Source organism: Bacteroides sp. 3_1_23 (assembly GCF_000162555.1).
Lineage (GTDB): Bacteria > Bacteroidota > Bacteroidia > Bacteroidales > Bacteroidaceae > Bacteroides > Bacteroides ovatus.
This window is the reverse complement of the sequence record NZ_GG774949.1, coordinates 625704-649865: the sequence shown is the minus strand read 5'-3', so window position 1 is coordinate 649865 and position 24162 is coordinate 625704. Positions and strand designations below refer to the sequence as shown.

13 protein-coding genes are annotated in these 24162 nt (G+C 45.4%); 11 read left to right on the top strand and 2 right to left on the bottom strand.

Annotated features, from left to right (window positions below):
• The first annotated feature begins 17 nt into the window (after nt 1-17).
• Genes HMPREF9010_RS21675 through HMPREF9010_RS21690 form a run of 4 tightly spaced genes read left to right on the top strand, consistent with a single transcriptional unit; the run spans nt 18 to nt 7363 of the window.
• A complete protein-coding gene (locus tag HMPREF9010_RS21675) occupies nt 18-1481 on the top strand; it encodes a RagB/SusD family nutrient uptake outer membrane protein (protein ID WP_369746127.1) in 1464 nt (487 codons plus the stop codon).
• Between the two features lie 36 nt (nt 1482-1517).
• On the top strand, nt 1518-3032 hold the full coding sequence (locus tag HMPREF9010_RS21680; protein WP_032852580.1) for a SusF/SusE family outer membrane protein: 1515 nt from the start codon (nt 1518-1520) through the stop codon (nt 3030-3032).
• Nucleotides 3033-3046: 14 nt separating this feature from the next.
• Nucleotides 3047-4828, top strand: a complete 1782-nt coding sequence (locus tag HMPREF9010_RS21685; protein WP_008646799.1) for a glycoside hydrolase family 66 protein — start codon at nt 3047-3049, stop codon at nt 4826-4828.
• A gap of 36 nt (nt 4829-4864) precedes the next feature.
• Nucleotides 4865-7363 (top strand): glycoside hydrolase family 31 protein, encoded by a 2499-nt coding sequence (locus HMPREF9010_RS21690; RefSeq protein WP_032852579.1) that lies wholly within the window; start codon nt 4865-4867, stop codon nt 7361-7363.
• A gap of 1379 nt (nt 7364-8742) precedes the next feature.
• On the opposite strand, the gene HMPREF9010_RS21705 is transcribed toward HMPREF9010_RS21690, so the two are convergent.
• Both HMPREF9010_RS21705 and HMPREF9010_RS21710 read right to left on the bottom strand, forming a co-directional pair.
• The gene (locus HMPREF9010_RS21705; RefSeq protein WP_008646795.1) at nt 8743-9612 is read right to left on the bottom strand and encodes an endonuclease/exonuclease/phosphatase family protein; all 870 of its coding nucleotides are present in this window, start codon (nt 9610-9612) and stop codon (nt 8743-8745) included.
• Between the two features lie 23 nt (nt 9613-9635).
• Nucleotides 9636-13616 (bottom strand): hybrid sensor histidine kinase/response regulator transcription factor, encoded by a 3981-nt coding sequence (locus tag HMPREF9010_RS21710; RefSeq protein ID WP_008646794.1) that lies wholly within the window; start codon nt 13614-13616, stop codon nt 9636-9638.
• Between the two features lie 156 nt (nt 13617-13772).
• Between HMPREF9010_RS21710 and HMPREF9010_RS21715 the strand changes: the two genes are divergently transcribed.
• From HMPREF9010_RS21715 to HMPREF9010_RS21745, 7 genes are all read left to right on the top strand, one after another.
• Nucleotides 13773-14819, top strand: coding sequence for a glycoside hydrolase family 130 protein (locus tag HMPREF9010_RS21715; protein WP_008646793.1), 1047 nt, complete (start codon nt 13773-13775; stop codon nt 14817-14819).
• Between the two features lie 18 nt (nt 14820-14837).
• Complete coding sequence (locus HMPREF9010_RS21720; protein WP_008646792.1) at nt 14838-16085, top strand: MFS transporter; 1248 nt, start codon at nt 14838-14840, stop codon at nt 16083-16085.
• 167 nt (nt 16086-16252) lie between these two features.
• Entirely contained in the window at nt 16253-17413 is a 1161-nt protein-coding gene (locus HMPREF9010_RS21725; protein WP_008646790.1) for a glycoside hydrolase family 130 protein, read from the top strand.
• Between the two features lie 8 nt (nt 17414-17421).
• Nucleotides 17422-20589 (top strand): SusC/RagA family TonB-linked outer membrane protein, encoded by a 3168-nt coding sequence (locus HMPREF9010_RS21730; protein WP_008646788.1) that lies wholly within the window; start codon nt 17422-17424, stop codon nt 20587-20589.
• Nucleotides 20590-20603: 14 nt separating this feature from the next.
• Entirely contained in the window at nt 20604-22544 is a 1941-nt protein-coding gene (locus tag HMPREF9010_RS21735; protein ID WP_032852424.1) for a RagB/SusD family nutrient uptake outer membrane protein, read from the top strand.
• A 33-nt stretch (nt 22545-22577) separates the two neighbouring features.
• Nucleotides 22578-23306: a DUF3823 domain-containing protein gene (locus tag HMPREF9010_RS21740; protein ID WP_008646784.1), complete on the top strand. Its 729-nt coding sequence runs from the start codon at nt 22578-22580 to the stop codon at nt 23304-23306.
• A gap of 21 nt (nt 23307-23327) precedes the next feature.
• The gene (locus HMPREF9010_RS21745; protein ID WP_008646783.1) at nt 23328-24161 is read left to right on the top strand and encodes an endonuclease/exonuclease/phosphatase family protein; all 834 of its coding nucleotides are present in this window, start codon (nt 23328-23330) and stop codon (nt 24159-24161) included.
• The last annotated feature ends 1 nt before the right edge of the window (nt 24162 follow it).

Below are 24162 nucleotides of genomic sequence, written 5' to 3'. Positions count from 1 at the left end.
TAATAACTTTGGTATTTATGTCTGCCGTGCTGGCATTGACATCGTGCAACGATTTCTTGGATAAATATCCCAAATATGGCGTCGATCCCGAATCGGAAGTGACGAATGAGATTGCTGTGGCACTGACTACTGCCTGCTACAAGACTCTTCAGTCATCTAATATGTATAACCAGCGTATTTGGAGCCTCGACATCATCGCAGGCAACAGTGAAGTAGGAGCCGGAGGAGGTACTGACGGTTTGGAGACTGTTCAGGCTTCCAATTTCATTGCCCAGAGCGATAACGGCTTTGCCTTGTATGTATGGCGTTCTCCGTGGGTTGGGATCGGACGTTGCAACATCGTGCTTTCCAATTTGCCTTCAGCATCTGTCTCCAATGAGATAAAGACCCGTTGCATGGGTGAAGCTTATTTCCTGCGTGCACATTATTATTATATTCTGGTTCGTTTGTACGGAGGGGTGCCTTTGCGCTTGGAGCCGTTTGAACCGGGAGAATCTGCGGATATTGCCCGTAATACGGTAGATGAGGTATATGCTCAAATTCTTTCCGACTGCAAAAATGCAGTGAATATGCTTCCTCCGAAAAGCAGTTATGGAGATGCTGACAGGGGACGTGCCTGCAAAGAGGCTGCAATGGCGATGCTGGCGGATATTTACCTGACACTGGCTCCCAATCATCGTGACTATTATAATGAAGTAGTGACCTTGTGCAATAACATTGCTGCAATGGGATATGATCTGACTCAATGCAATTATGCCGATAACTTTAATGCGACGATCAATAATGGTGCAGAATCTCTCTTCGAAGTGCAATACTCCGGTAGTACGGAATATGACTTTTGGGGCGGCGATAATCAAGCATCCTGGTTGTCTACTTTCATGGGACCTCGTAATTCGGGTATGGTAGCTGGTGCTTATGGATGGAACCTGCCTACGGAAGAGTTTGTCAAGCAATACGAAGACGGTGATTTGCGGAAAGACATCACTGTGTTGTATCAGGGTTGTCCTGCTTTTGATGGTATGGAATACAAACGTTCCTGGTCCAATACGGGTTATAACGTACGTAAGTTCCTTGTGTCGAAAACCGTCTCTCCGGAGTATAATACCAACCCCAACAACTTTGTAGTATACCGTTATGCGGATGTCTTACTGAAGAAAGCGGAAGCTTTGAATGAGCAGGGACATCCGGATCAGGCTGCCGAACCATTGAATATCGTTCGTAAGCGTGCCGGACTGACAGAGCTGCCGACCACTCTGACGCAGACCGAAATGAGAGAAAAGATTATTCACGAACGTCGGATGGAACTTGCTTTTGAGGGACATCGCTGGTTCGATATGATCCGGGTTGATAATGGAAATTATGCATTGACATTCCTGAAATCTATCGGTAAGAATAATGTGACCAAAGAACGTCTCTTGTTGCCTATTCCGCAGACGGAGATGGACTCCAATCACCTGATGACTCAAAATCCTGGTTATTAATCCGTTTTATAATCATTCATTTAGACAAATAATATGATGAAGAAATATATATATCAATTGTTATGCTCTCTTTTCATCGGTGGAACGATGGTTGCTTGTACCGAGGATTATATGGAGACAGATAAAGGACATGATACCCTCACCCTTTCGGTGAATCAGCAGGAGTTGGTGTTGAACGAAAAGAACCATAGTCAGGAGGCGCTGGCGCTTTCATGGACTACCGGAACGAATTATGGAAGCGGTAACCGTATCTCTTATACGCTGGAACTGGCGAAAGCCGGAACGGACTTTGCGAATCCTTATTCGGTAGATTTGGGTACGGGAACGTACCAATGGACTAAGAAAGTGGAAGAACTCAACCAATTTCTGCATACGCAGTTCGGTATCGGCTATGCCGTGAAAGCGGAGTTGGAAGCACGTATCACAGCCGTCGTTGCCGGAATGGAAGATCAGAAGCAGATTGCGACGACTGCCTTTACAGTGACTACCTACCAGCCGGTTACTACCACGCTTTACCTGATTGGTGATGCTGCTCCGAGCGAATGGAGCGCCGATAACGCAACGGCAATGGAACGTACGGATAACGGACAATTTACATGGACAGGAAAGCTGAATACCGGATCGTTTAAGTTTATAACGACCTTAGGAGAATTCCTGCCGTCGTACAACCGCGATGCTACTGCCGAAGAAGGATTCAAACTGACCTACCGTACATCGGGTGACCAACCGGACGAACAGTTCACAATCAGTAAAGAAGCAACTTATATCGTAAAAGCAAACCTGCTCGACCTGACATTAACACTTACCGAAACGGAAGATATTGGCTGGAGATATGAGGAGTTTTTCATTGTCGGTTCGTTTACGGGTAACAATGGTTGGGGATTTGAAGCACTGTCTAAAGATGCTGTCCAAATGGATCTGTTCCATTATGGAGCCATGATTCCCTGGAAGGCGGACGGAGAATTTAAATTCGCTTCTGTGACAGATTTCGGTCAGGCGGATGCTTTCTTCCATCCTACCGTGGCTAATGCTCCGTACACTTCGACATCCGTAGTGCTTGGAGGTGACGATAATAAATGGCAGATGAAGGAAGCCGAATGTGGCAAGCCTTATAAAGTATGGTTCTACACAGGAAAAGGAAAAGAAAAGATGCTGATGCGTCCGTTCACTCCTTACGAAGGACTGTATCTGGTGGGTGAGGCAACTCCGAACGGATGGGATTTAGGCAATGCTACTCCGATGACGAAGAGTGCCGACAGTCCTTACATTTTTACCTGGAGCGGCACACTGAAAACAGGTGAGATGAAGATATCCTGCGATAAACAGTCAGACTGGAACGGGGATTGGTTTATGGCGGATAAGAGCAACAAGGCTCCGACGGGAGAAGTAGAGACGGCATTGTTTGTTGCTAAGTCGGATGCGGAGTTGAGCAGTATGTATCCGGATGCAGATTTGGGTAGTTTGGATAATAAGTGGAATATTCAGGAAGCCGGTTCTTATCGGATTACGATTGACCAGTTGAAAGAGACGATTTCGATTGTGAAACAATAAAACAAGAATTCAAGATGAAGAAAATAATATATTTGGTGGCTGCTTTCCTGTGTATGGCTTGCAGTGACGATCATGGGTCGAACCAAGAGAATGGAGGAGCTTCGGGCAGTGTCACCGAAGTGACTCCGGTAACATCGGATTTAAGTGTGGACCTGTCTACGGATAAGGCTTTCTATAAACCGGGGGAGAAAGTGGTATTTACAGCAGAAGATGCGTTGCCTGCCGGAACTAAAGTTCATTATCGTCTTTTAGGGGAGGTTGTCGGAGAAGAGTCGGTGGTAAATGGTACCAGTTGGACATGGCAACCGCCTACTACTGATTTCAAAGGATATATGGCGGAACTGTACCGTCAGGAGAATGGTACAGATGTGATTGTCGGTACGATTGCGGTAGATGTATCCAGTGATCCGGCACGTTTTCCGCGTTATGGTTTTGTCGCTGATTTCAGTCGGGAGAAGACGGCTGAAAAGACACAGGAAGAGATGGCGTATCTGAATCGTCATCACATCAATTGGGTACAGTTTCAGGACTGGCATAATAAACATCACTGGCCGTTGGGCGGTACACGTACGCAGTTGGACGAAGTATATATGGACATCGCTAACCGGGAGGTTTATACAAGTTCTGTGAAGAATTACATTGAAGCGCAGCATCGTTTCGGTATGAAGTCTATGTTTTACAATCTTTGTTTCGGGGCGTTGAAGGATGCCGCTACGGACGGGGTGAAGGAGGAATGGTATTTGTTTAAGGATGCTTCTCACACTACTAAAGACAGTCATGATCTGCCGGGCGGATGGAAAAGTAATATTTATCTGGTAGATCCTTCTAATAAGGAATGGCAGAAATATTTGAATGAGAGGAATGATGATGTATATGCGAACTTTGCCTTCGACGGCTATCAGATAGACCAGTTGGGACGACGTAGCACGCTTTACAATTACAACGGTATTCCGGTCAATCTGCGTGAGGGATATGCTTCTTTTATTGAAGCGACGAAGCAGGCTCATCCGGACAAGAGTTTGGTGATGAATGCGGTCAGCCGTTACGGTGCCCGTCAGATAGGGGAGACAGGTAAAGTTGATTTCTTCTATAATGAAGTGTGGGCGGATGAGGCTGATTTTACCAATCTGAAAGCCATTCTTTATGAAAATGGAGTCTATGGCAATTATCAGTTGAATACGGTTTTTGCAGCTTATATGAATTATAATAAAGCGGATAATCGGGGAGAATTTAATACGCCGGGTGTCTTATTGACGGATGCTGTCATGTTTGCTTTGGGTGGTTCGCACCTGGAGTTGGGAGGCGATCACATGTTGTGCAAAGAGTACTTTCCGAATGAGAACCTGACAATGAGCGAAGAACTGAAAACAGCGATGGTTCGTTATTATGATTTCCTGACTTCTTATCAAAATCTGCTTCGTGACGGTGGTACGGAGAATAGTGTTTCCATGAATTGTACCAATGGCGAAATGAGATTGAATAGTTGGCCTCCTCAACAGGGATCAGTTACTACTTATGCCAAGCAGGTAGGTGGCAAGCAAGTGATACATCTTCTTAATTTCTCGCAAGCGAACAGCCTTAGTTGGAGAGATGTGGACGGTACGATGCCGGAACCGGCTCTGATTACAAAAGCAGCTTTGCAAATGAATCTGTCGGCAAAGGTGAATAAGCTGTGGGTAGCGTCGCCGGATGTACACGGAGGAGCTTTGCAGGAATTGGCCTTTACACAGGAGAACGGGGTTGTCTCATTTACATTGCCTTCCCTGAAATATTGGACGATGATTGTGGCTGAATAAAGCGGCTGCTACAGAATAACTAAAATGATAGGTATGATGATTAGATATAGATTATGGGTGTTGTGCCTGGTATTTCCAACATGGGTTTGGGCGGAAAATGAGACACGTACATGCGCTTCTTTTACACAGCAGGGACGTCAGGTGACTTTTCACCTGGCGGACAGTGCCGCATTGCAATTGCAACTTTGCAGCTCTTCCGTCGTGAAAATCTGGTTCTCACCCGACGGGCAATTGCAACGAAGAAATGCTTCGTTTGCAGTGATTAATGAAGAACTGGAAGAGGTAGGAACTATCCATGTGGATGAACAGGCGGCCTGTTACGAGATATTTACTCCGAAGTTGCGTATCCGGGTTAATAAATCTCCGATGAGTCTTCAGATATTCGATAAATATCAGAAACTCTTGTTCAGTGATTATGCCGATAAAGGCCATGTCAGTGAAGGAACGAAGAAGGTGGAATATAAAGTGCTTCGTCGTGACGAGCACTTCTTCGGACTTGGTGAGAAAGCGGGAAAGATGGACCGTCGTGGCGAGTCTTATAAGATGTGGAATAGTGACAAACCTTGTTATAGCGTGGTAGAAGATCCTCTTTACAAGAGTATTCCTTTCTTTATGAGCAATTACCGGTATGGTATTTTCCTTGATAACACCTATAAGACGGAATTCAAATTCGGAACGGAAAGCCGTGATTATTACAGTTTCGAAGCGCCGAACGGGGAAATGGTATATTACTTTATCTTCGGTAAAGACTATAAAGAAATCATCAGCCAATACGTCGGACTGACCGGAAAACCTATCATGCCGCCGAAATGGGCGTTGGGTTTTGCTCAATGCCGCGGTCTGTTGACAAGCGAAAAGCTAAGTCGTGAGATAGCTAAAGGCTACCGGGAACGGGGAATCCCTTGTGATATTATCTATCAGGATATCGGCTGGACAGAATACTTGCAGGATTTCGAATGGCGCAAAGGAAACTATGAAAACCCCAAAAAGATGCTTTCGGATTTGAAAGAGATGGGTTTTAAGGTAGTCGTATCTCAAGACCCGGTAATTGCACAAGCCAACAAAAAACAATGGGAAGAAGCAGACCGTCTGGGCTATTTTGTAAAGGACAATACGAACGGCAAAAGCTACGATATGCCCTGGCCGTGGGGTGGGAACTGCGGAGTGGTAGATTTCACCCTGCCTGCCGTAGCCGACTGGTGGGGAACTTATCAGCAGAAACCTATTGACGATGGTGTCTCCGGTTTCTGGACAGACATGGGCGAACCTGCCTGGAGTAACGAGGAGCAGACGGAACGCCTGGTGATGAAGCACCATCTCGGTATGCACGATGAAATCCATAACGTCTATGGCCTGACCTGGGATAAAGTGGTGAAGGAGCAATTTGAAAAGAGGAATCCGGACCGTCGTGTTTTCCAAATGACTCGTGCTGCTTATGCCGGATTGCAACGTTATACGTTTGGCTGGACGGGTGATAGCGGAAACGGAGACGATGTACTGCAAGGTTGGGGGCAATTAGCCAATCAGATTCCTGTAATGCTTTCCGCCGGATTGGGATTAATCCCATTTTCTTCCTGTGATATCACCGGTTACTGTGGGGATATTGAGGATTATCCGGCTATGGCCGAACTCTATACCCGTTGGATTCAATTCGGTGCATTCAATCCTTTGAGTCGTATCCACCATGAGGGAGATAACCCGGTGGAACCGTGGCTTTTCGGGTCGGAAGCGGAAAAGAACGCGAAAGCGGCTATCGAACTGAAATATCGTTTGTTACCGTATATCTACACTTACGCCCGCGAAGCGTATGATACAGGATTGCCTATCATGCGGCCTCTGTTTCTGGAATATCCAATGGATATGGAAACTTTTTCTACGGATGCCCAATTCCTGTTCGGTCGTGAATTACTGGTAGCTCCCGTGGTGAAGAAAGGTGCCCGCACAAAGAACGTGTATCTTCCTGAAGGTACATGGATAGACTATAACAACAAGCAGATGGTTTACACCGGAGAGCAATGGACTACCGTTGACGCTCCCTTGTCCTCTGTTCCTATATTTGTGAAGCAAGGTTCCATCATCCCCACCATGCCGGTGATGAACTACACCCATGAGAAACCGGTATATCCACTTACTTTTGAAATCTTCCCCGCACAGGAAGGTGCACAGGCTGCCTTTACTCTTTACGAAGATGAAGGAGAAGACTTAGGGTACCAGCGTCATGAATTTGTCAAAACACCGATTATTTGCAGCACTCTGGCAAATGGATATGAACTGACTGTCTCTGCCCGTGAAGGAAAAGGATATACTGTTCCCGGTCCGAGAAATCTGTTGTTCCGTATTTATTCTGCGAAAGCTCCGAAAGAGATAACTGTCAAAGGAAAGAAGATAAAGAAAACTAAACCGGAACGTTTGGAAGAAAATTTGGAGAATGATACTGAAACTGTAGCGTGGAGTTGGGATAAGGAAACAGGTGTCTGTAGTGTGAGAATACCTGATAAAGGTGTTGATGAACAGTTGATGATTACTTTTAAATAAACAGGGAGCTGTTGGCAAGCTAATATTCAGAGTTTTTCTTTCGTTTTATATGGATAATGTGTAGATTCGCACGAAACTCATATCAGAAATGTGTAAGTTATCACATTTCTGATATCAAAAGTGTGATTCATTATGAGAAGCTTTTCCAACCCGCTTACCTGATTCGCTATTCAATGCTGAATTTGAAACAAGATGGTAATTTGATTAATATCCCCCTGTTTTTGGCGGATAAGACAAAAGAGTTATTAAAGGATAAAAGTTGAAAGAGCCTTCTGAAGGAATCAGTAGCCTTCTTAAAAAACGATGATTCTTAAGACGGAATATTTAATCATCGGAGAAGGACGTAAATCGCAGTTTGGTAAGGAAAAGCAGGAAGATGCCAAGCATTTGTAATTATGTGACTCTCTATTTCTGCTGTTTTGAGAATATTCTATTCGAAGTGTGATAGATTCTTGATTATTTTAGAGCCTGTTTAAATTCTCTTCAGTCATAATATTATAGCTCTTACCCCAGCTTTTCTTGTCGCGTCCGTCTGTAGTTGGCGGAAGGGGTATTAACAGTTGCGCTCTTGGCTATTAATAGAAAACTTCCCGCCCATTAAGTATAAAGTTCCTTCGGACAGGAAGGAAACTTTCTTTTCATTCGATGCAAACTATAAACGCAAGCTTTGATTATATAATTGCAAGCTTCGTTTTTATAATCAAAGCCTTTGTTTTTATAAACGAAGCTTTCGTTTATAGATTACGGTTAATGAAAAATGAGTTTACATACTGATAATAAGAAGTTTACAATTAATGAAAGAGAACTTTTCTATTAATGAATGAAAAGTGGGTTATTAAGAGCCTGCTCCGAGTTTTGCCCGACACAGTTTTGAGAGTTGCTTTCGAGTATATTTTCTGTTGTTGTGAGGAGCATGACGGAGACTATGTGACGAATAAAAACTGGTCGGTAAAGCCTATCTAACATAATCTCAGGAAAATTTAAACAGGCTCTTAGTTATTCGGAGAGAATATATCCGAATAATTAATCATTTTATTGTTTTTCTCTTTCCGATATATTATGATAAACTAGAGAGAAAAAGCTTCTTAATAACCCATTTTTATATTCCTCACCGGGAAACGATAGCTTCCCCGGTGAGGAACAAGTCGATGCACACCGAGGAACACCTCGTTGGTTTTAAAGCAATGAACAGTTTCCGAATAGAGAAAGATGCATATCTTGTTTGGTTTTATGCAATATTAGGCTATTTTTTGTATGCTCATGCATTTATTTATGCAGTTTATTTTCTGGTTCGTTATTTTCTAACTAGCTATTTCCCAACAGAATATTAAAAATAGAACATTGATAGGTTTATATTATCATTTCGAATTCTGCTTTGCTTACTTGGTATATTTCAATACCGCCTTCACCGGAAAATGGTCTGAAGGAATGCGTGCTTCATACTTTCCGGTGGCTTCGTTTTTAATTCGGTAAGTATCTGTCAGCACTCCGTACTTCTCAACAGCGAAGTTTTTAGTAACGAAGATATGGTCGATACGGTTGGGAGTATATGTGTTCGGATTCCATCCCGCACATGTTCCATTAGTTGCATATCTCAGTTGCGCGACCTCATAAGAGTCTGATAATATTCCGGATTCATGAAGTACTTGATAGCTTTCGCTGGTCTGGTCTACATTGAAATCTCCAGTGAGTATGACGGGGTCTTTGCCACACATCTCTTTAATCTTGCTGATAACCAGCTTGGCACTTTCGCGACGTGCCACTACTCCGATATGGTCCATGTGCAGGTTAAAGAACCAGAATCTGAACTTGCCTGTAATATCCTTGAATTCTCCCCATGTACAGATGCGGGTATAGGCTGCATCCCATCCTTTATTCGGCTTCGAGGTATCTTCCGATAACCAAAAATTCCCGGATTTGAGTAGCTTGAATTTATCCTTCCGGTAGAAGATAGGCGCATATTCCCCTTTCGTTTTCCCGTCATCCCGTCCTACGCCTATATAGCTGTATTGCGGCAAGGCATTCAACATATCTTCCAGTTGGTTATGTTTCACTTCCTGCGCCCCGAATATATCGAAGTCATGAAAGGTGATTAACCGGGTGAGTACCGGGCAACGCTGTTCCCAGCCGTTTCCGGCTTTGGCATCGTTCGGGTTACTGTTTCGTACATTATAAGAAGCGACATTCAGTTGCTGCGCATTCAGTATTGACACACCGCAGAGCGCCAATACAATAAAAAGTTTTCTCATTGTTTTTTATTGTTAGATGGTTATTAAGTATCCTTTTCTTCTGTCTGTCCGCTCCTATATTCTTTGGGAGAAGTGTTGTATAACTTGGCAAACTCCCGGTAGAAATAAGACTTGTTTGAGAAGCCCGATTTATACATAATCTCGGTAACGGTAAGTTTGGTGGTCTTTAATAGTCCCGCTGCATATTCCAGGCGGATGGTACGGACAAATTCGCTTGGTGTCTTTTCCGTCAATTCTTTGAGTTTACGGTACAATCCCGCTTTGCTTACTCCTATAAAGTCTGCGAGAGAATCCGGGTTTATGGATTCGTCGTCAATATTATCTTCAATGAATTTGATAATCTTGTCCAGTAACAGCTCATCCTCTTTATGCATGGTGATTCCATCCCTTACGATGAGAGAGGAACGGCCGGATTTGAAATACTCTTTCATCAGAGAGTATTTATTAATCATATTCTCTACCGCGCTCAGTACATGTCTCGGATGGAAAGGTTTGGGGATATATAAGTCCGTTCCATGATTGTAAGCGTTAATCTGGTCTTCGATGGAGTTCTTGGCGGAGATATGGATAATCGGAATGTGGGCAGTTCGCTCGTTGGCTTTCAATATATCCGTCAGAGTGATGCCGTCCAGCCTGGGCATCAATACATCGCTGATAATAATATCCGGCTGTTTCTGTTCTACCTCTTTCAGCGCCTCTTCCCCGTCGGCTGCTTCCCGAACCTGGTAGTAAGGAAGCAGGATATCTTTCAGAAGTTCGCGGATATTCTTTTCATCTTCTACAATCAATATACTAATTTCCTTTTGTTTAGGGACAAAAAGCATTTCATCGGCTTCTGCCTCTTCTTCTGCCGGCTGACTTTCTTTTCCGGGATTCATGTGCATGGACGGTAGAGACACATTGAATTCTACATACTCTCCCAATACACTTCCTACGGTGATTTCTCCACCCAATAACTCCGTCAAGCTCTTGGTCAGATTCAGGCCGACTCCGGTGCTTCCCGCATGTTTCAGGTTACTGCTTTCGAAAATCTTGAACCTGCTGAATATTTCACTCATTTGTTTCTCTGTCAGTCCCTTGCCCGAGTTGCGGATTCGGAAATACAATGTCCCGTCAGTAACATTCTCCCGTATTTCAGCACGGATATATCCGCCGGACGGCGTATATTTGAATGCGTTGGAAAGCAAATTGAATATTATTTTTTCCAGTGCATTCCGGTCTGTTGTAAAGGATGATACTTCTTTGCTTTTGAAGCTGAAGTCTATCTTGTTTTCTTCGGCAATTTCGGTATAGTTGTCCGATACATAGTCGACGAGCAACTGAATATCCACTTTTTCAGCATAGATAGCCGTATGTCCTGCTTCTGCTTTCCGGAACTCCATCAGTTCGTTGATAAGCCTCTGCATCCGGTCGGCATTGTTCTTGATGATGTAGATATATCTTTTTGTATAACTGTCGAGGTCCGCCTTTTCCAGCAAGTGCTGTGCCGGGCCGTATATCAGTGTCAACGGAGTGAAAAACTCGTGTGCCACATTCGTGAAGAAGTTCAACTTCGATTCATGGATACGTTGCTGATTCTGTTTCTCGATATGTTCCAGTAGAATCTGACGGTTCAGCCGGATTCGATTCTTGATGACGGATTGCGTGATATAGATAGCAATGGCAATCAGGATAAAATAAATAATAAAAGCTGTAGTACTGAGCCACCAGGGGTAAGCGATGTCCAAATTGAGGGAATAGATTTCGTTGCTCCATACCCGGTCGCCATTGGTGCATTTTACTTCCAGTTTATATTTTCCCGGCGGCAGTTTGGTGATAACGATATTCGGGTTATTCTCATTGTAAATCCATTCGTCGGCAAAGTCGATAATGCGGTAGCTGAACTCACAATTCTCATTGTTGATAAAATCATGTGCGGCAAATCCCAAAGTAATATAAGGCTCGTCATAGTCCAATCGGAGTGTATGGTTACGGATACGTTCGTAGATATTCTGGCTTGTATTGTTTATCTTCAGGCTGTTCAGGCTTAATGATGCGATATGTTCCCGTAAGCGTATCTTGTTCTCGTCGAAATAGTTCAACCCGCTGACTCCGCCGAAATACAGCCATCCGGCTTTGTCCTTAAAAATAGCCCCATCAGAAAATTCGTCGTTTTGCAGCCCGTTTCTTGAGGAATAATTGGTAATTTTTCCCGAGGGCAAGTCGATAAAGGAGATACCTTGATTGGTGCTTGCCCAAATATTCCCGTTCTCATCTTTCAGGATGCCGTGAATCGTATTATTGGGCAATCCGTTATTATCCGTATATTCAATGATGGAAGGCGGTGTGGCTGTCGGGAACAATCGGTTAAGACCATAACTGGTACCTATCCAGATACTGGCAGAATCTCCTTTAGTCAGATAAATCACGTCATTGTTAGTCAGGGACAAGCCGGGGTCTATCTCACTCATCTGCCGGAAACGTTCGGACGCGATATCGAACTTATTAATTCCGCCCCCTCGCGTGCCTAGCCAAAGTTCATTCTCATCGTATCCAGCGATAACCGAATAAATAATATTATTACTTGGCGAAGAAGGGCCGGGAGATTTATATTGTTTCATGTCCGTTACTCTATAACTTTTTCCTTCCCTTTGCAGGCTCAGCTTGATAAGTCCGTAACCGGAAGTCCCCAACCATAAAAGTGAATCGTTATGGGTGAACAAGATACTGTACACTGCCCTGAAAGCAGAATATTCAGCAGGAATACCCAGTTTTTTCACCTGGCTGCCATTGAGTGGAATATAATTGATACCCGCCCCTTCGGTTCCGATGAATATATCCCCGGACATATTTTTGCGGATAGTATAAACGGAGTTGGAGATTAACCCGTTGCCCGTTGAAAGATAGGGGGTGACTCCCCGTTCCTGCTTGTCGAGCAGCAGGATACCTTCTCCTTTTGTTCCTACGAGTATATTGCCATTGTCTTCCTCACAAAAACAGCGGACAGGATAATTCGTTTTTACGGTATGGAAAGGCGAACTGTGTTCATAGACTTCCAATATCCCTTGTCCGTCCGTACCTACCCAAAGGATATTCTGCGAGCCGATATAAATAGTGAAAATGGAAGCTTTCTCCGGCAATTGGAGTAATTCCGCTGAAGTCCCATTTTCAAGATTATATCTGATGCATCCCCCCTCGATAAAGCTGATAAGGAGATATTCACCGTGGCAGATAGCTTGTGATACAGTCTTGTTCTTCGGAATATTTATACTGTCCAATATACGGTTATCTTGTGAAACAGTCAGCGTCCTGTCATCGTTAATGATAAGGCAGTCCTGGGAAAGATAAATATTGGAAACGGGGGCACAGTGCCTGATTTCTTCTTTAAACGAGAGTTCGGGACAGGAGTTGCGGACAGTCAGTTGATAATGCAATAATTGTCCATGTCCTGTGAGAAAGAATATCCGGTCTTTGGAATCAATGACGAAGTTCCTGATGTCATCGGGCAGGTCATTCTTCAAGGAAACAAACTCCTGTTTCCGGTCATCGAAACAGAATAGACCCTGCTCTTTCACATAACAGATAATATGCTTGCCGGAAGTGATACCCAGCAGAAATGACTTCTCCTGTTTCGGCGGATTATTCTGTGTACCTAAATAATAAGGAGTAAACTGTTGGGTAGAACGTTTCCACCGGTTCACCCCATAGTCCGTAGATACCCACAGGATAGAGTCGCTCTGCTCGATAATCTGCCAGATGACATTATTGCTGATAGACCCTGCATCCTTTTTATTATAAGAATAGGTTTTGAAGCTACGACCGTTATATGCATTTAATCCGTCCCATGTCCCTACCCAAAGCGTATGTTCCGAATCTTCAAGGAAACAATTCACCGAATTATTGGATAATCCATCCGCATTGGAAATCTGTTTTACTACATTCTGCGAATGTAATAAAGCAGGCATCAGGCATGAATAAATAAGGATGCAGATGTAACGGAAATATGAGTGTTTTCGTAGAATCATGTCGCAAAGATAGAGAGGAAAAATAAGAAAACAAAGATAAAAATATGCTGTACAACACCTGTATACCCTTTTGAGAATATAGTACACTCTTCCCGTCGCTGCGTGGGGTAGCTTTGCCACGAGAAATAAAAACAACACCTATTTAATGATTAGAAAATGGATATTGCAAAACGATTTCATCAGAACCCATTATTGAAACCATCTGATTTACAACCGGGAATAGAAGGTATGGAAATCACCTGTTTCCTGAATCCCGGCGTATTCCGCTTCGACGGAAAAACCTGGTTATTACTGCGGGTAGCCGAACGCCCCGTACAGAAACAGGGAGTGATTAGTTTCCCCGTATATAATAAGGAAGGGAAGATAGAAGTGCTTTCTTTCGACGAAAATGACCCGGAACTGGACGCTTCCGACCCTCGTGTGATAGGATATGCGGGACAGAATTATCTGACTACCATGTCTTATCTCCGGTTGGTATCGAGCGAGGACGGCATCCATTTTAAGGAAGAACCGGATTATCCGCCTATTTTCGGCAAAGGGGCATTAGAGGCTTTCGGCATCGAGGACTGCCGGGTGGCGACTACAGCCGACGGCTATTACCTGACGTTTACCGAAGTCTCTTCCGTTGCCGTCGGTGTAGGGCTGATTCATACCCGTGACTGGAAGAATTACACTCGTCACGGCATGATTTTTCCCCCTCATAATAAAGACTGTGCCTTGTTTGAAGAGAAGATAAACGGCAAATATTTCGCCTTGCATCGTCCGAGCAGTCCCGAACTGGGCGGCAACTATATCTGGCTTGCCGAATCACCCGACCGGTTGCACTGGGGCAACCACCGTTGCGTTGCGACCACTCGCTCCGATAGCTGGGACTGTGCCCGTGTGGGTGCGGGCGCCGCGCCTATCCGTACAGAGGAAGGCTGGCTGGAGATTTATCATGGTGCAGACTATCAGAACCGCTATTGCCTGGGAGCCCTTCTGCTTGACTTGAACGCCCCCTCAAAGGTAATTGCCCGAAGCAAAACTCCTATAATGGAACCGACTGCCCCCTACGAGCAAACCGGATTTTTCGGGAATGTAGTCTTCACGAACGGGCATCTGGTAGAAGGGGATACGGTGACTGTTTACTACGGTGCGAGTGATGAAGTAATCTGCGGAGCGGAGTTCTCCATAGGGGAGATTCTTCGTTCATTAAAGTCATGACATATATAAAGGTATAGAATGAATAAATTGAAAAGAGAATACCAATTTTTCAAGCAGCAGACTCCCAATGTACGTGTACTGTTGATGACTAACCTGCTCTATGCGTTCGTGCTTCCTGTGGTGGAGATATTTGTAGGTGCTTATGTGATGCGTCACACGAGCGAGCCTGTTTCCGTAGCTTTCTATCAACTTTTTATGTATATCGGCATCATTGCGACCTCTTTTGTCAACGGCTTCCTGTTGCGGCATGTCAGCGTGAAAGTACTGTATGCAGGCGGGATATTAGTTAGCGGGCTGTCGATGTTTGCCATGATGCTGGTGAAGTCATTGGGCTTTGTAGAGTTAGGCATAGCAGGTTTTGTCCTTGGAGCCGCATCGGGTTTCTTTTGGACCAACCGCTATCTATTGACTCTCAACAACACGACCGATAGTAGCCGGAACTACTTTTTCGGACTGGAATCTTTCTTTTTCTCCATCACTTCGATAACTGTTCCTTTATTGATTGGTGCATTCATCAGCCAGATAGATGGCAAAGAAATCATGGGATGCCTGATTGATATAAATGGTGCCTATCGTTTGGTCACAGTCGGAGTCATAGTCGTGACCCTGTTTGCCGTAGCTGTCTTGTGGCGTGGTAAGTTTGCCAATCCGGTACAGAAGAACTTTCTGTATTTCCGGTTCTGTACACTGTGGAAGAAAATGCTGTTGCTGGCTTCCCTGAAAGGAATGGTACAGGGATTCCTGGTGACTGCCCCCGCCATCCTGGTTCTGAAACTGGTCGGTGATGAAGGGACATTAGGCTTGATACAGGGAATTAGCGGTACGCTGACGGCTATACTGGTCTATGTACTGGGGCGTATTGCCAAACCCGAAGACCGCCCGAAGATATTTATTGCCGGGTTACTCGTCTTTTTTATCGGTACTCTGTTCAACGGAGTCTTGTTTTCAGCCACCGGAGTGATTATCTTTGTCCTCTGTAAGGTAATCTTTCAGCCCTTGTTTGACTTGCCTTACTATCCCATTATGATGCAAACCATCGACGCAGTAGTTAAAATCGAGAAAAGAAATGAATACACTTATATTTTAAGCCACGAATTCGGACTATTCCTGGGGCGTGCTTTCGGGCTCATCCTTTTTATGGCACTTGCCTTTGCCATATCACAGGATTTTGCATTGAAGTACGCATTGATACTGGTAGGAGCCTTGCAGTTGATAGCCTACCCGTTGGCCCGGAACATCATCAAACAGAACCAAACGGTTCGCTAATATTTCAAAACCATTAAGCTGCCATTGCAAACGGATGAATTATTATGTTGTACAGCACCTATATACCCTTTTGAGAATATAGTACACTCTATTTTCTGCGGGGTACGATAGTTTTGCTGGCAGAAAAACGATGAACGACCGATTCGGGAAAACTAAAAAAACGACGTATGATAAAACTAAAATCTGTAATCTATTTAATCAGTATGATGACACTAGCCGGATGCTCCGGGCAGAAACAGGCATCCGTAGCTGTCGAAGAACAGAGCGGACAATGGATACTCGGCCCTTTTGTCCGCCCGGAAGGGGTGAATCCGGTGATTTCTCCGCAACCGACTACTTTCCAATGCCCGATGCGCAAGCAGCCGGTAAGATGGGAAGAGAGTGACACTTTCAATCCGGCGGCAACCGTCAAAGACGGGAAGATTGTGGTACTCTACCGTGCGGAAGACAACTCGGCGCAAGGCATCGGAAAGAGAACATCCCGCATTGGCTATGCGGAAAGTGCGGACGGAGTGACGATGAGCCAAGCGGACGCACCGGTACTCTTTCCTTCCGAAGACGATTTTAAAGAAATAGAATGGGAAGGTGGTTGCGAAGACCCGCGTGTGGCAATGACGGAAGACGGATTGTACGTCATGCTTTATACAGCCTGGAACCGCAATCTTCCCCGCTTGGCGGTGGCTACTTCCAGAGACTTGAAAAACTGGACGAAACACGGACTCGCTTTTGCGAAAGCGTACAACGGGCGTTTTGCCAATATAGCAAGCAAATCGGCTTCTATTGTCACCGGAGTGAAAGACGGCAGACTGGTCATTGAGAAAGTGGCTGGCAAATACTTTATGTACTGGGGAGAGAATGCGGTATGTGCCGCAACTTCCGATAACCTGACAGACTGGATTCCGGTACTGAACGAAAACAACGAACTAAGGGAGATAGCCAAACCCCGCAGCGGGTATTTCGACAGCCGCCTGACTGAGTGTGGGCCACCAGCTATCAAAACCGTGAACGGTATTGTATTATTATACAATGGCAAGAACGGATACAAGGAAGAAAGGGACTCGGCATACCCCGCAGGCGCTTATTGTGCAGGGCAGTTCCTGTTTGACTCCAACGACCCTTACAAAGTACTCGACCGTCTGGATAAACCCTTCTTTGTGCCCGAAGCTGCTTTCGAGAAGAGCGGTCAGTACAAGGACGGAACAGTGTTTATCGAAGGACTGGCTTACTTTAAAAACAAATTATATCTCTATTATGGCTGTGCCGATTCGCAGGTTGCAGTAGCGATATGTGATGATAATATAGATTCGAAACTTAAAACACATAACTAATTTAATCTATGAAACATGCTTGTAAAATGAACACGGTTGTCTTAAAGGCGTTCAATGACCGGCTGAAGATAGCTACTGTTTCAGCTTTAATGGCAGGGACTTTCCTGTGTGTACCGTTTACGATATATGCGGAAAGCCCTTCGGTATCGGGTATCGAACAGACCGTTCGGAATATCACGGTGAAAGGTGTGGTTGTTGATGCCGGTGGAGAACCGGTTATCGGGGCTTCGGTGCAACTGAAAGGTGCTGCCGGTGTGGGGACGATTACCGATGTGGACGGTAAGTTTACCTTGCCGGTTCCCGCTAATGGAGTGTTACAGATTTCCTATATAGGATATAAAACAACAGAAGTGCGGGTGAACGGACAAGCCGGACTGAAAGTAACTTTGCAGGAAGATACCGAGACGCTGGATGAGGTAGTGGTGGTGGGTTACGGCATTCAGAAGAAGGCTTCTGTAACCGGTTCGGTGGCTGCCATCTCTTCGGACAAGTTGATGGAAGTAAAAGCTCCCAGTGTGACGAATATGCTCGCTGGACGTTTGCCGGGTTTGCGTGCCGTACAGCGTAGCGGCAGTCCCGGTGATGATGGAGCTTCCGTTGATATTCGCGGATATGGAAGCATGCTGGTGATTGTAGACGGTATCGAGCGTGATTATACGCAGCTCGACCCGAATGATATCGAGTCCATTTCTATCCTGAAAGATGCCGCCGCAGCGGTCTACGGTTTCAAAGGTTCAAACGGTGTTCTGCTGGTTACTACCAAGAAAGGGACGGAACAGAAGGTCAAGATAGAATATAACGGCTATGTAGGCTTTCAGAAAGTGATCCGCTATCCGGAGATGATGAATGCTTATGAGTACGCTTCACTTTACAATGAAGCGATTCACAATGCCAACCCGTGGCGCGGAGCTTCCGCTTACTCACAAGAACAACTGGAAGCCTACCGGAACGGTACGGCAGGTACGGACTGGTGGAATGAAACGATGCGTAGCACCGCTCCCCAGACTTCACACAACTTGAGCCTGACAGGTGGTACGGAGAAAGTGAAATATTATATGTCTATCGGATATATGGACCAGGGCGGTATCATCCGTTCGGGCGACTGGAATTACCAACGTTACAACGTCCGTTCCAACCTGAGCGTGGAAGTGGCTAAGGGACTGAACGTGGAACTGCGTTTGAGCGGACGCTTCGACAACCGCAAAAAGCCTTACAATGGCGATAACCTGTTCCGTTCGGCACAAATGGCTATCCCGACTTACTCCATGTATGCCAATGACAACCCGGATTATTGGGGAGCCGTAGGAGATATGGCGAACCCCGTGCATGTATCCGATTCGGACGACAGTGGTTATGAAGACCGCCTGCGTCGTGAATTTAACAGTTCATTGGCTGTCACTTGGCAACTTCCCTGGGTGAAAGGGCTGGTGGCGAAAGCATTGGTTGCCTACGATTATACGAACAAGGAATGGAAAACGTGGCGGAAAGACCTCTCGGAATATACGTATGATTATGCGAATGAAGAGTATATAGAGAAAGTGGTTAATACCGCGCATCTGGAATCGAAGCTGGAAAACTATGACAAACCGACCTATCAGTTCTCTATGAACTACAACAATACGTTTGCTAAAAAGCATAATATCGGTGCCATGCTCGTATGGGAAATGTATAATGACAAGAAGAACTGGGTGACCGGGACACGTGACTTTGCTATCGGGCTGATTCCTGACCTGGACTATGGGGATAAAACGAATCAGGAAGCTTCCGGCAAGACACAGGAAACGGCTCACGCCGGCTTGGTGGGACGTCTGAACTATGATTTCTCCAACCGTTATCTGGTGGAATTCAATTTCCGCTATGACGGAACTTATAAATTCCGTGCAGGTAATCGTTGGGGATTCTTTCCGGGTGTTTCATTGGGATGGCGTGTTTCCGAAGAGGCTTTTTTCAAGAAACTGTTGCCCGATATGGATAACCTGAAAATCCGTGCTTCGTACGCCAAAGTGGGCGATGAAGGGGATTTCGACGCGTTCCAGTATCTGGATGGATATACGTCTCACGGAAGCTATATCATGGGCAGCAACGGAGTGACTTCGGGCATGACTACGGTAGGTATGGCAAACCCGTGGCTGACTTGGTATGAATCGAAGATTATGAACATCGGCTTTGAGGCGTCTTACCACAGGGGACTGATTTCTGTGGAGTTCGACTGGTTCCGCAGAAACCGTTCCGGTCTGCCTGCCACCCGTGTAGGCTCATTGCCTACTATCTTCGGTGAATCAATGCCGCAGGAGAACCTGAATTCTGATATTAACACCGGATTCGAGATTGTAGTCGGGCATAAAAACCGGATTGGCAATTTTAATTATAATGTGTCGGCCAACTTCTCTACTACCCGGATTAAGTATGATTATGTAGAGCGGGCGGCTTCCACCAATATGTATGATGATTGGCGTAATAACACCAACGGGCGTTACAAGGATATCCGCTGGGGAAAGAAAGTAATCGGGCAGTTTACTTCTTTCGAGGAAATTTTGAACTCACCGGTTCAGGATAAGGACGGTAACCGTTCGCTGATGCCGGGTGATTTGAAATTCGAAGACTACAATGGTGACGGTATTATTGATGATAACGATACGCAACCACTCGGACACGGTGCCACACCCCGTATGTACTATGGCTTGAATATGTCCGGAGAATACAAAGGATTCGACCTGACTGTCTTCTTCCAGGGAGCTGCCGGACACGATATTTATGTTAGCGGGGATATTCTCGACCCGTTTATCCAGCAAGGTTTAGGTAATGGGCTGGCTATCATGACCGACCGCTGGCACCGGGAAGACCCGACCGACCCTTATAGCAAATGGATTCCGGGATATATGCCTGCCGCACGCGTGGCAGGTGTCGCCGATAACCGTTCCAGTAACTCGTGGTCATTGCACAACGCAAGTTACCTGCGCCTGAAAACCTTGGAACTGGGATACACGCTTCCTAAAGTCTTGACAAAAAAGGCGGCTATCGACCGGGTGCGTTTCTATATCAACTGCAACAATCTGCTGACTTTCACCAAGCGTGACGGACTGATGAAGAACGTCGACCCCGAAAGCAATTCCAGCGGAATACGCTATTATCCGCAGATGAAGACGTATAACTTTGGCGTAAATGTAACCTTCTAAAACCAGTAAAGACAATGAATAGGAATTATCTGAAATATATATTGATAGGCGGGGCATCCATCTTCGTATGGACGGGATGCGATGATTATCTGAACCGTGAGAGTACCAGCGGTGTCAACACACCGGATTTGATTTGGCAAAATCCGAAAGCAATCACAGCCGTATTGGCGGATATGTATGACTCGGGACTGAAACTGGATGAGTTCGACGACTGGTATGGAAGCAAGAAAGCGAACCTGGCGAATCAGACCAGCCTTTCGGATGAGGCTACCGCCAGTTATCAGAAAGAGAGCGCATTCGACAAGTCGAACTCTACTTATTCTTATGGCGACTATGTATTCAATGACGACATGGTGACCCGCTATAAGCAAATCCGTATTGTAAATAACTTCCTGCTGAATATTGAGAAAACTTCCGTATTGAGTGAGGATGAGAAAGAAGAACTCGGCGCAGAAGCCCGTTTTATCCGTGCTATGCAGTACTTCGGACTGGTGAAGCGTTATGGGGGCGTTCCTTTGCAGACTGTTCCGCAAGAATATACCGCAGGAAATACGGAAGCTCTTTATCAGGCTCGTGATACGGAAGCTGCGACCTATGATTTCATTATCAATGAATGTAAGGCTATTTATGAATCATTGCCGGAAGTACGCAGCAGTGATGCCAAATACCGCGCAAATCGCGGAATGGTGCTTGCTTTGTGGTCGCGTGCCGCCCTGTATGCCGGTACTATCGCCAAGTATTCCAAGACACTGACTCTGACAGGCGAAGCTGTTTCCAAAGGATATGTTTATATTCCGGAGACAGAAGCGGAACGTTACTTTGACGAATGTTACACTGCTTCATCGAAGATTCTGGATGAAATGGTTCCCCGTGTGTATAGCTTGTATAAATCGACCGGTATGGAACCGGAAGAGCTGGCGCAAAACTTTTACAATCTCTTCTCCAAAGCAGTGAATGGGGATAACGGCGAATATATTTTCCAGAAACAGTATAATGTAGCTGCCGGTAAAGGGCATATGTGGGATAAGCTGAATGTTCCTTTCTCTTATCGTGGCGACGGTTGGGGATGCGGCATGTCTCCGGTACTGGAAATGGTAGAGGAATTTGAATATATTGACGGTACGGAAGGGAAGCTGAAGATGAAAGACAGCGGTGGAAAAGCTATCAGCTATGATAGCCCGTATGATATCTTTAAGAATAAAGACCCTCGTTTATTAGGTTCGGTTTACCTGCCCGGTGCTGATTATAAAGGATACGGCGGCGGTAAAATCGAATGGATACGCGGTGTCATCAACGGACAGGATGGGATAGGAACCAAGTATGAAGCTTCCGCCCAACCGGATAAGGAGAACAAGGTCGTAATAGACGGACAGACTTATAATACTTCGGGAAAAGACGGTGGCTCGTTAAGTGTAGGTGACGCCAGCAAGACGGGTTTCTATCAGCGTAAATTCCTGGATGAAAGTCTGACGGACTATACGGACATCGACGCAAAACGTTCTTCTACTCCCTGGGTGGTTTTCCGTCTGGCAGAAATCTATCTGAATCGTGCAGAGGCTTGCATGGAATTGAATCAGCACCTGGACGTGGCATTGAAAGATATCAATGAGATTCGCGGCAGGGCAGGCATCAAACTATTGACTGCCGGTAACCTGACGCTGGATAAAGTGCGCCATGAACGGAAAGTGGAACTTGCTTTTGAGAAGCATCGTTACTGGGATTTGAAACGTTGGCGCCTGGCTCATCTGGATGTAAGCAAAGGTGGTTTGACCAATTTCCGCGGCACGGCTCTCTGTCCGTATTACAATGTTAAGAGTGGCAAGTACACCTTTGAAACCGGTGTGCCCGAAAAGAGAAAGCGTCTTTTCCTTGAAAAGAACTACTATACGGTGTTCCGTGCCGAGGACTTGAGTACGAATCCGTTGATGGTACAGAATCCGGGTTACGGTAATTGATACGTCCAATTGTAAGTTTAAAGAAGAAACGATATGAATAAAATAATAAACATAGGATTGACTGCATTATTCGCCTGTTTCGTGGCGGCATGCGAAAATGACATCGATAATTATGATGCACCGAACGGTGGCGTGTATGGCACTATCTATGATAAGGAAACGAATGAACCGGTTCCTATGCCTGTGCCGGGAAGTAGCGGTGTGATGATGAGTTTGTACGAGCAGAATACGAGGGCTACCGCCTCTGTTGATTTCCGTGCCCGCCAGGATGGAACGTTTGAGCATACGAAGGTGTTCAATGGCAGCTATCGTATTCAGGCAAAGGATGGCCCTTTTGTCGGGGTATGTGAAGGGTATGTCACCGTGAACGGACAAACGCAGGTTGATTTGTACACAATCCCGTTCTCGCGTATCAGCCTTGATGTGGCTGTATCGGCTGATAATAAGCTGACACTGACCTATGATGCGAAAACATCGAACGAGACATTGCAACTGACGGATGTTTCCGTGATATGGAATTATGCTCCGGGAGTGGATGTGAACAATGCAAACCATGCCACCCTCTCTTCACTGGGGACAAAGGCCAGTGGCACGCACGTCATCGACCTGATGAGTGATACTGAATTTATAGAGAATCATTATAAGATTGTTTCCAACAAGAACAGGGTGTATGTACGTGTTGCGGCTACGGTGACAGCAGAAAGCAAACCGTACGTGAACTACAGCCGGGTAGTGGAAGTAACTGTGAATGATATAAGATAAACGATAAAAAAGAAGGTAACAATGAAACATAAATTCTATTTATTACTGGTACTGTTGGTGGGCGGTTTGTTTGCCGGTTGCAGTTCGGACGATGACGGTGTGACCCCGCCGGACGAAAAGGACGGGGTATTGGTAAAAGTCATGTCTTACAATATATATAGCGGGCAGAAAGCTTATTCCGGGAAAAAGGGAATGGAAGCGATTGCCCAAGTGATTAAAAAGATAAATCCGGACTTGGCAGGTTTGCAGGAGTTTGAGACGAAGACTAACAAGGTGGAGAAAGCGGATATTATCGCCCTGATGAAAGAAGTGACCGGAATGCCTTATGCTTTCTTTGTCAAAACCCGTGATGTGGACGGCGGCGAGTATGGAAACCTGATTCTCTCGAAGTATCCGATAAGTGATGAAGTGAATTATGATTTGCCGAGAATAGAGACAGTGGAAGATGTCTACCCGCGTTCGATGGGAGTAGTGAAAACAGAAAAAGATGGAAAGGGTTTCTATTTCGGAGTGACGCACCTGTCTCATGTGGGCAACGAAACTAATCGTATCAACCAGACTACAACGATTATCGAAAAGACAAAGGGCTTGGATAAGCCGATGATATTGACTGGCGATTTCAATGCTTTAGCCGACTCCGGCCCGATGAAGATATTGTATGAGCGTTTTGAAATCGGTTGCCTGAACGGGAACTATGGACTGACAACGGGAACGCCCGTTCCGGTGAAAGCGATTGATTTCGTATTGTACACTCCGGATGACGGAATGTCTCCGAAAGCCTATGATGTGTATTATGATGCTTATGTAGAATCAGACCACTTTCCGGTGGTAGCTACGTTCAGTATAAACGATTAAC

Excerpts from the sequence above, each read along its gene's own strand:
- HMPREF9010_RS21675 (WP_369746127.1), top strand. The coding sequence starts at position 18 with ATGTCTGCCGTGCTGGCATTGACATCGTGCAACGATTTCTTGGATAAA.
- HMPREF9010_RS21680 (WP_032852580.1), top strand. The coding sequence starts at position 1,518 with ATGAAGAAATATATATATCAATTGTTATGCTCTCTTTTCATCGGTGGA.
- HMPREF9010_RS21685 (WP_008646799.1), top strand. The coding sequence starts at position 3,047 with ATGAAGAAAATAATATATTTGGTGGCTGCTTTCCTGTGTATGGCTTGC.
- HMPREF9010_RS21690 (WP_032852579.1), top strand. The coding sequence starts at position 4,865 with ATGATTAGATATAGATTATGGGTGTTGTGCCTGGTATTTCCAACATGG.
- HMPREF9010_RS21705 (WP_008646795.1), bottom strand. The coding sequence starts at position 9,612 with ATGAGAAAACTTTTTATTGTATTGGCGCTCTGCGGTGTGTCAATACTG.
- HMPREF9010_RS21710 (WP_008646794.1), bottom strand. The coding sequence starts at position 13,616 with ATGATTCTACGAAAACACTCATATTTCCGTTACATCTGCATCCTTATT.
- HMPREF9010_RS21715 (WP_008646793.1), top strand. The coding sequence starts at position 13,773 with ATGGATATTGCAAAACGATTTCATCAGAACCCATTATTGAAACCATCT.
- HMPREF9010_RS21720 (WP_008646792.1), top strand. The coding sequence starts at position 14,838 with ATGAATAAATTGAAAAGAGAATACCAATTTTTCAAGCAGCAGACTCCC.
- HMPREF9010_RS21725 (WP_008646790.1), top strand. The coding sequence starts at position 16,253 with ATGATAAAACTAAAATCTGTAATCTATTTAATCAGTATGATGACACTA.
- HMPREF9010_RS21730 (WP_008646788.1), top strand. The coding sequence starts at position 17,422 with ATGAAACATGCTTGTAAAATGAACACGGTTGTCTTAAAGGCGTTCAAT.
- HMPREF9010_RS21735 (WP_032852424.1), top strand. The coding sequence starts at position 20,604 with ATGAATAGGAATTATCTGAAATATATATTGATAGGCGGGGCATCCATC.
- HMPREF9010_RS21740 (WP_008646784.1), top strand. The coding sequence starts at position 22,578 with ATGAATAAAATAATAAACATAGGATTGACTGCATTATTCGCCTGTTTC.
- HMPREF9010_RS21745 (WP_008646783.1), top strand. The coding sequence starts at position 23,328 with ATGAAACATAAATTCTATTTATTACTGGTACTGTTGGTGGGCGGTTTG.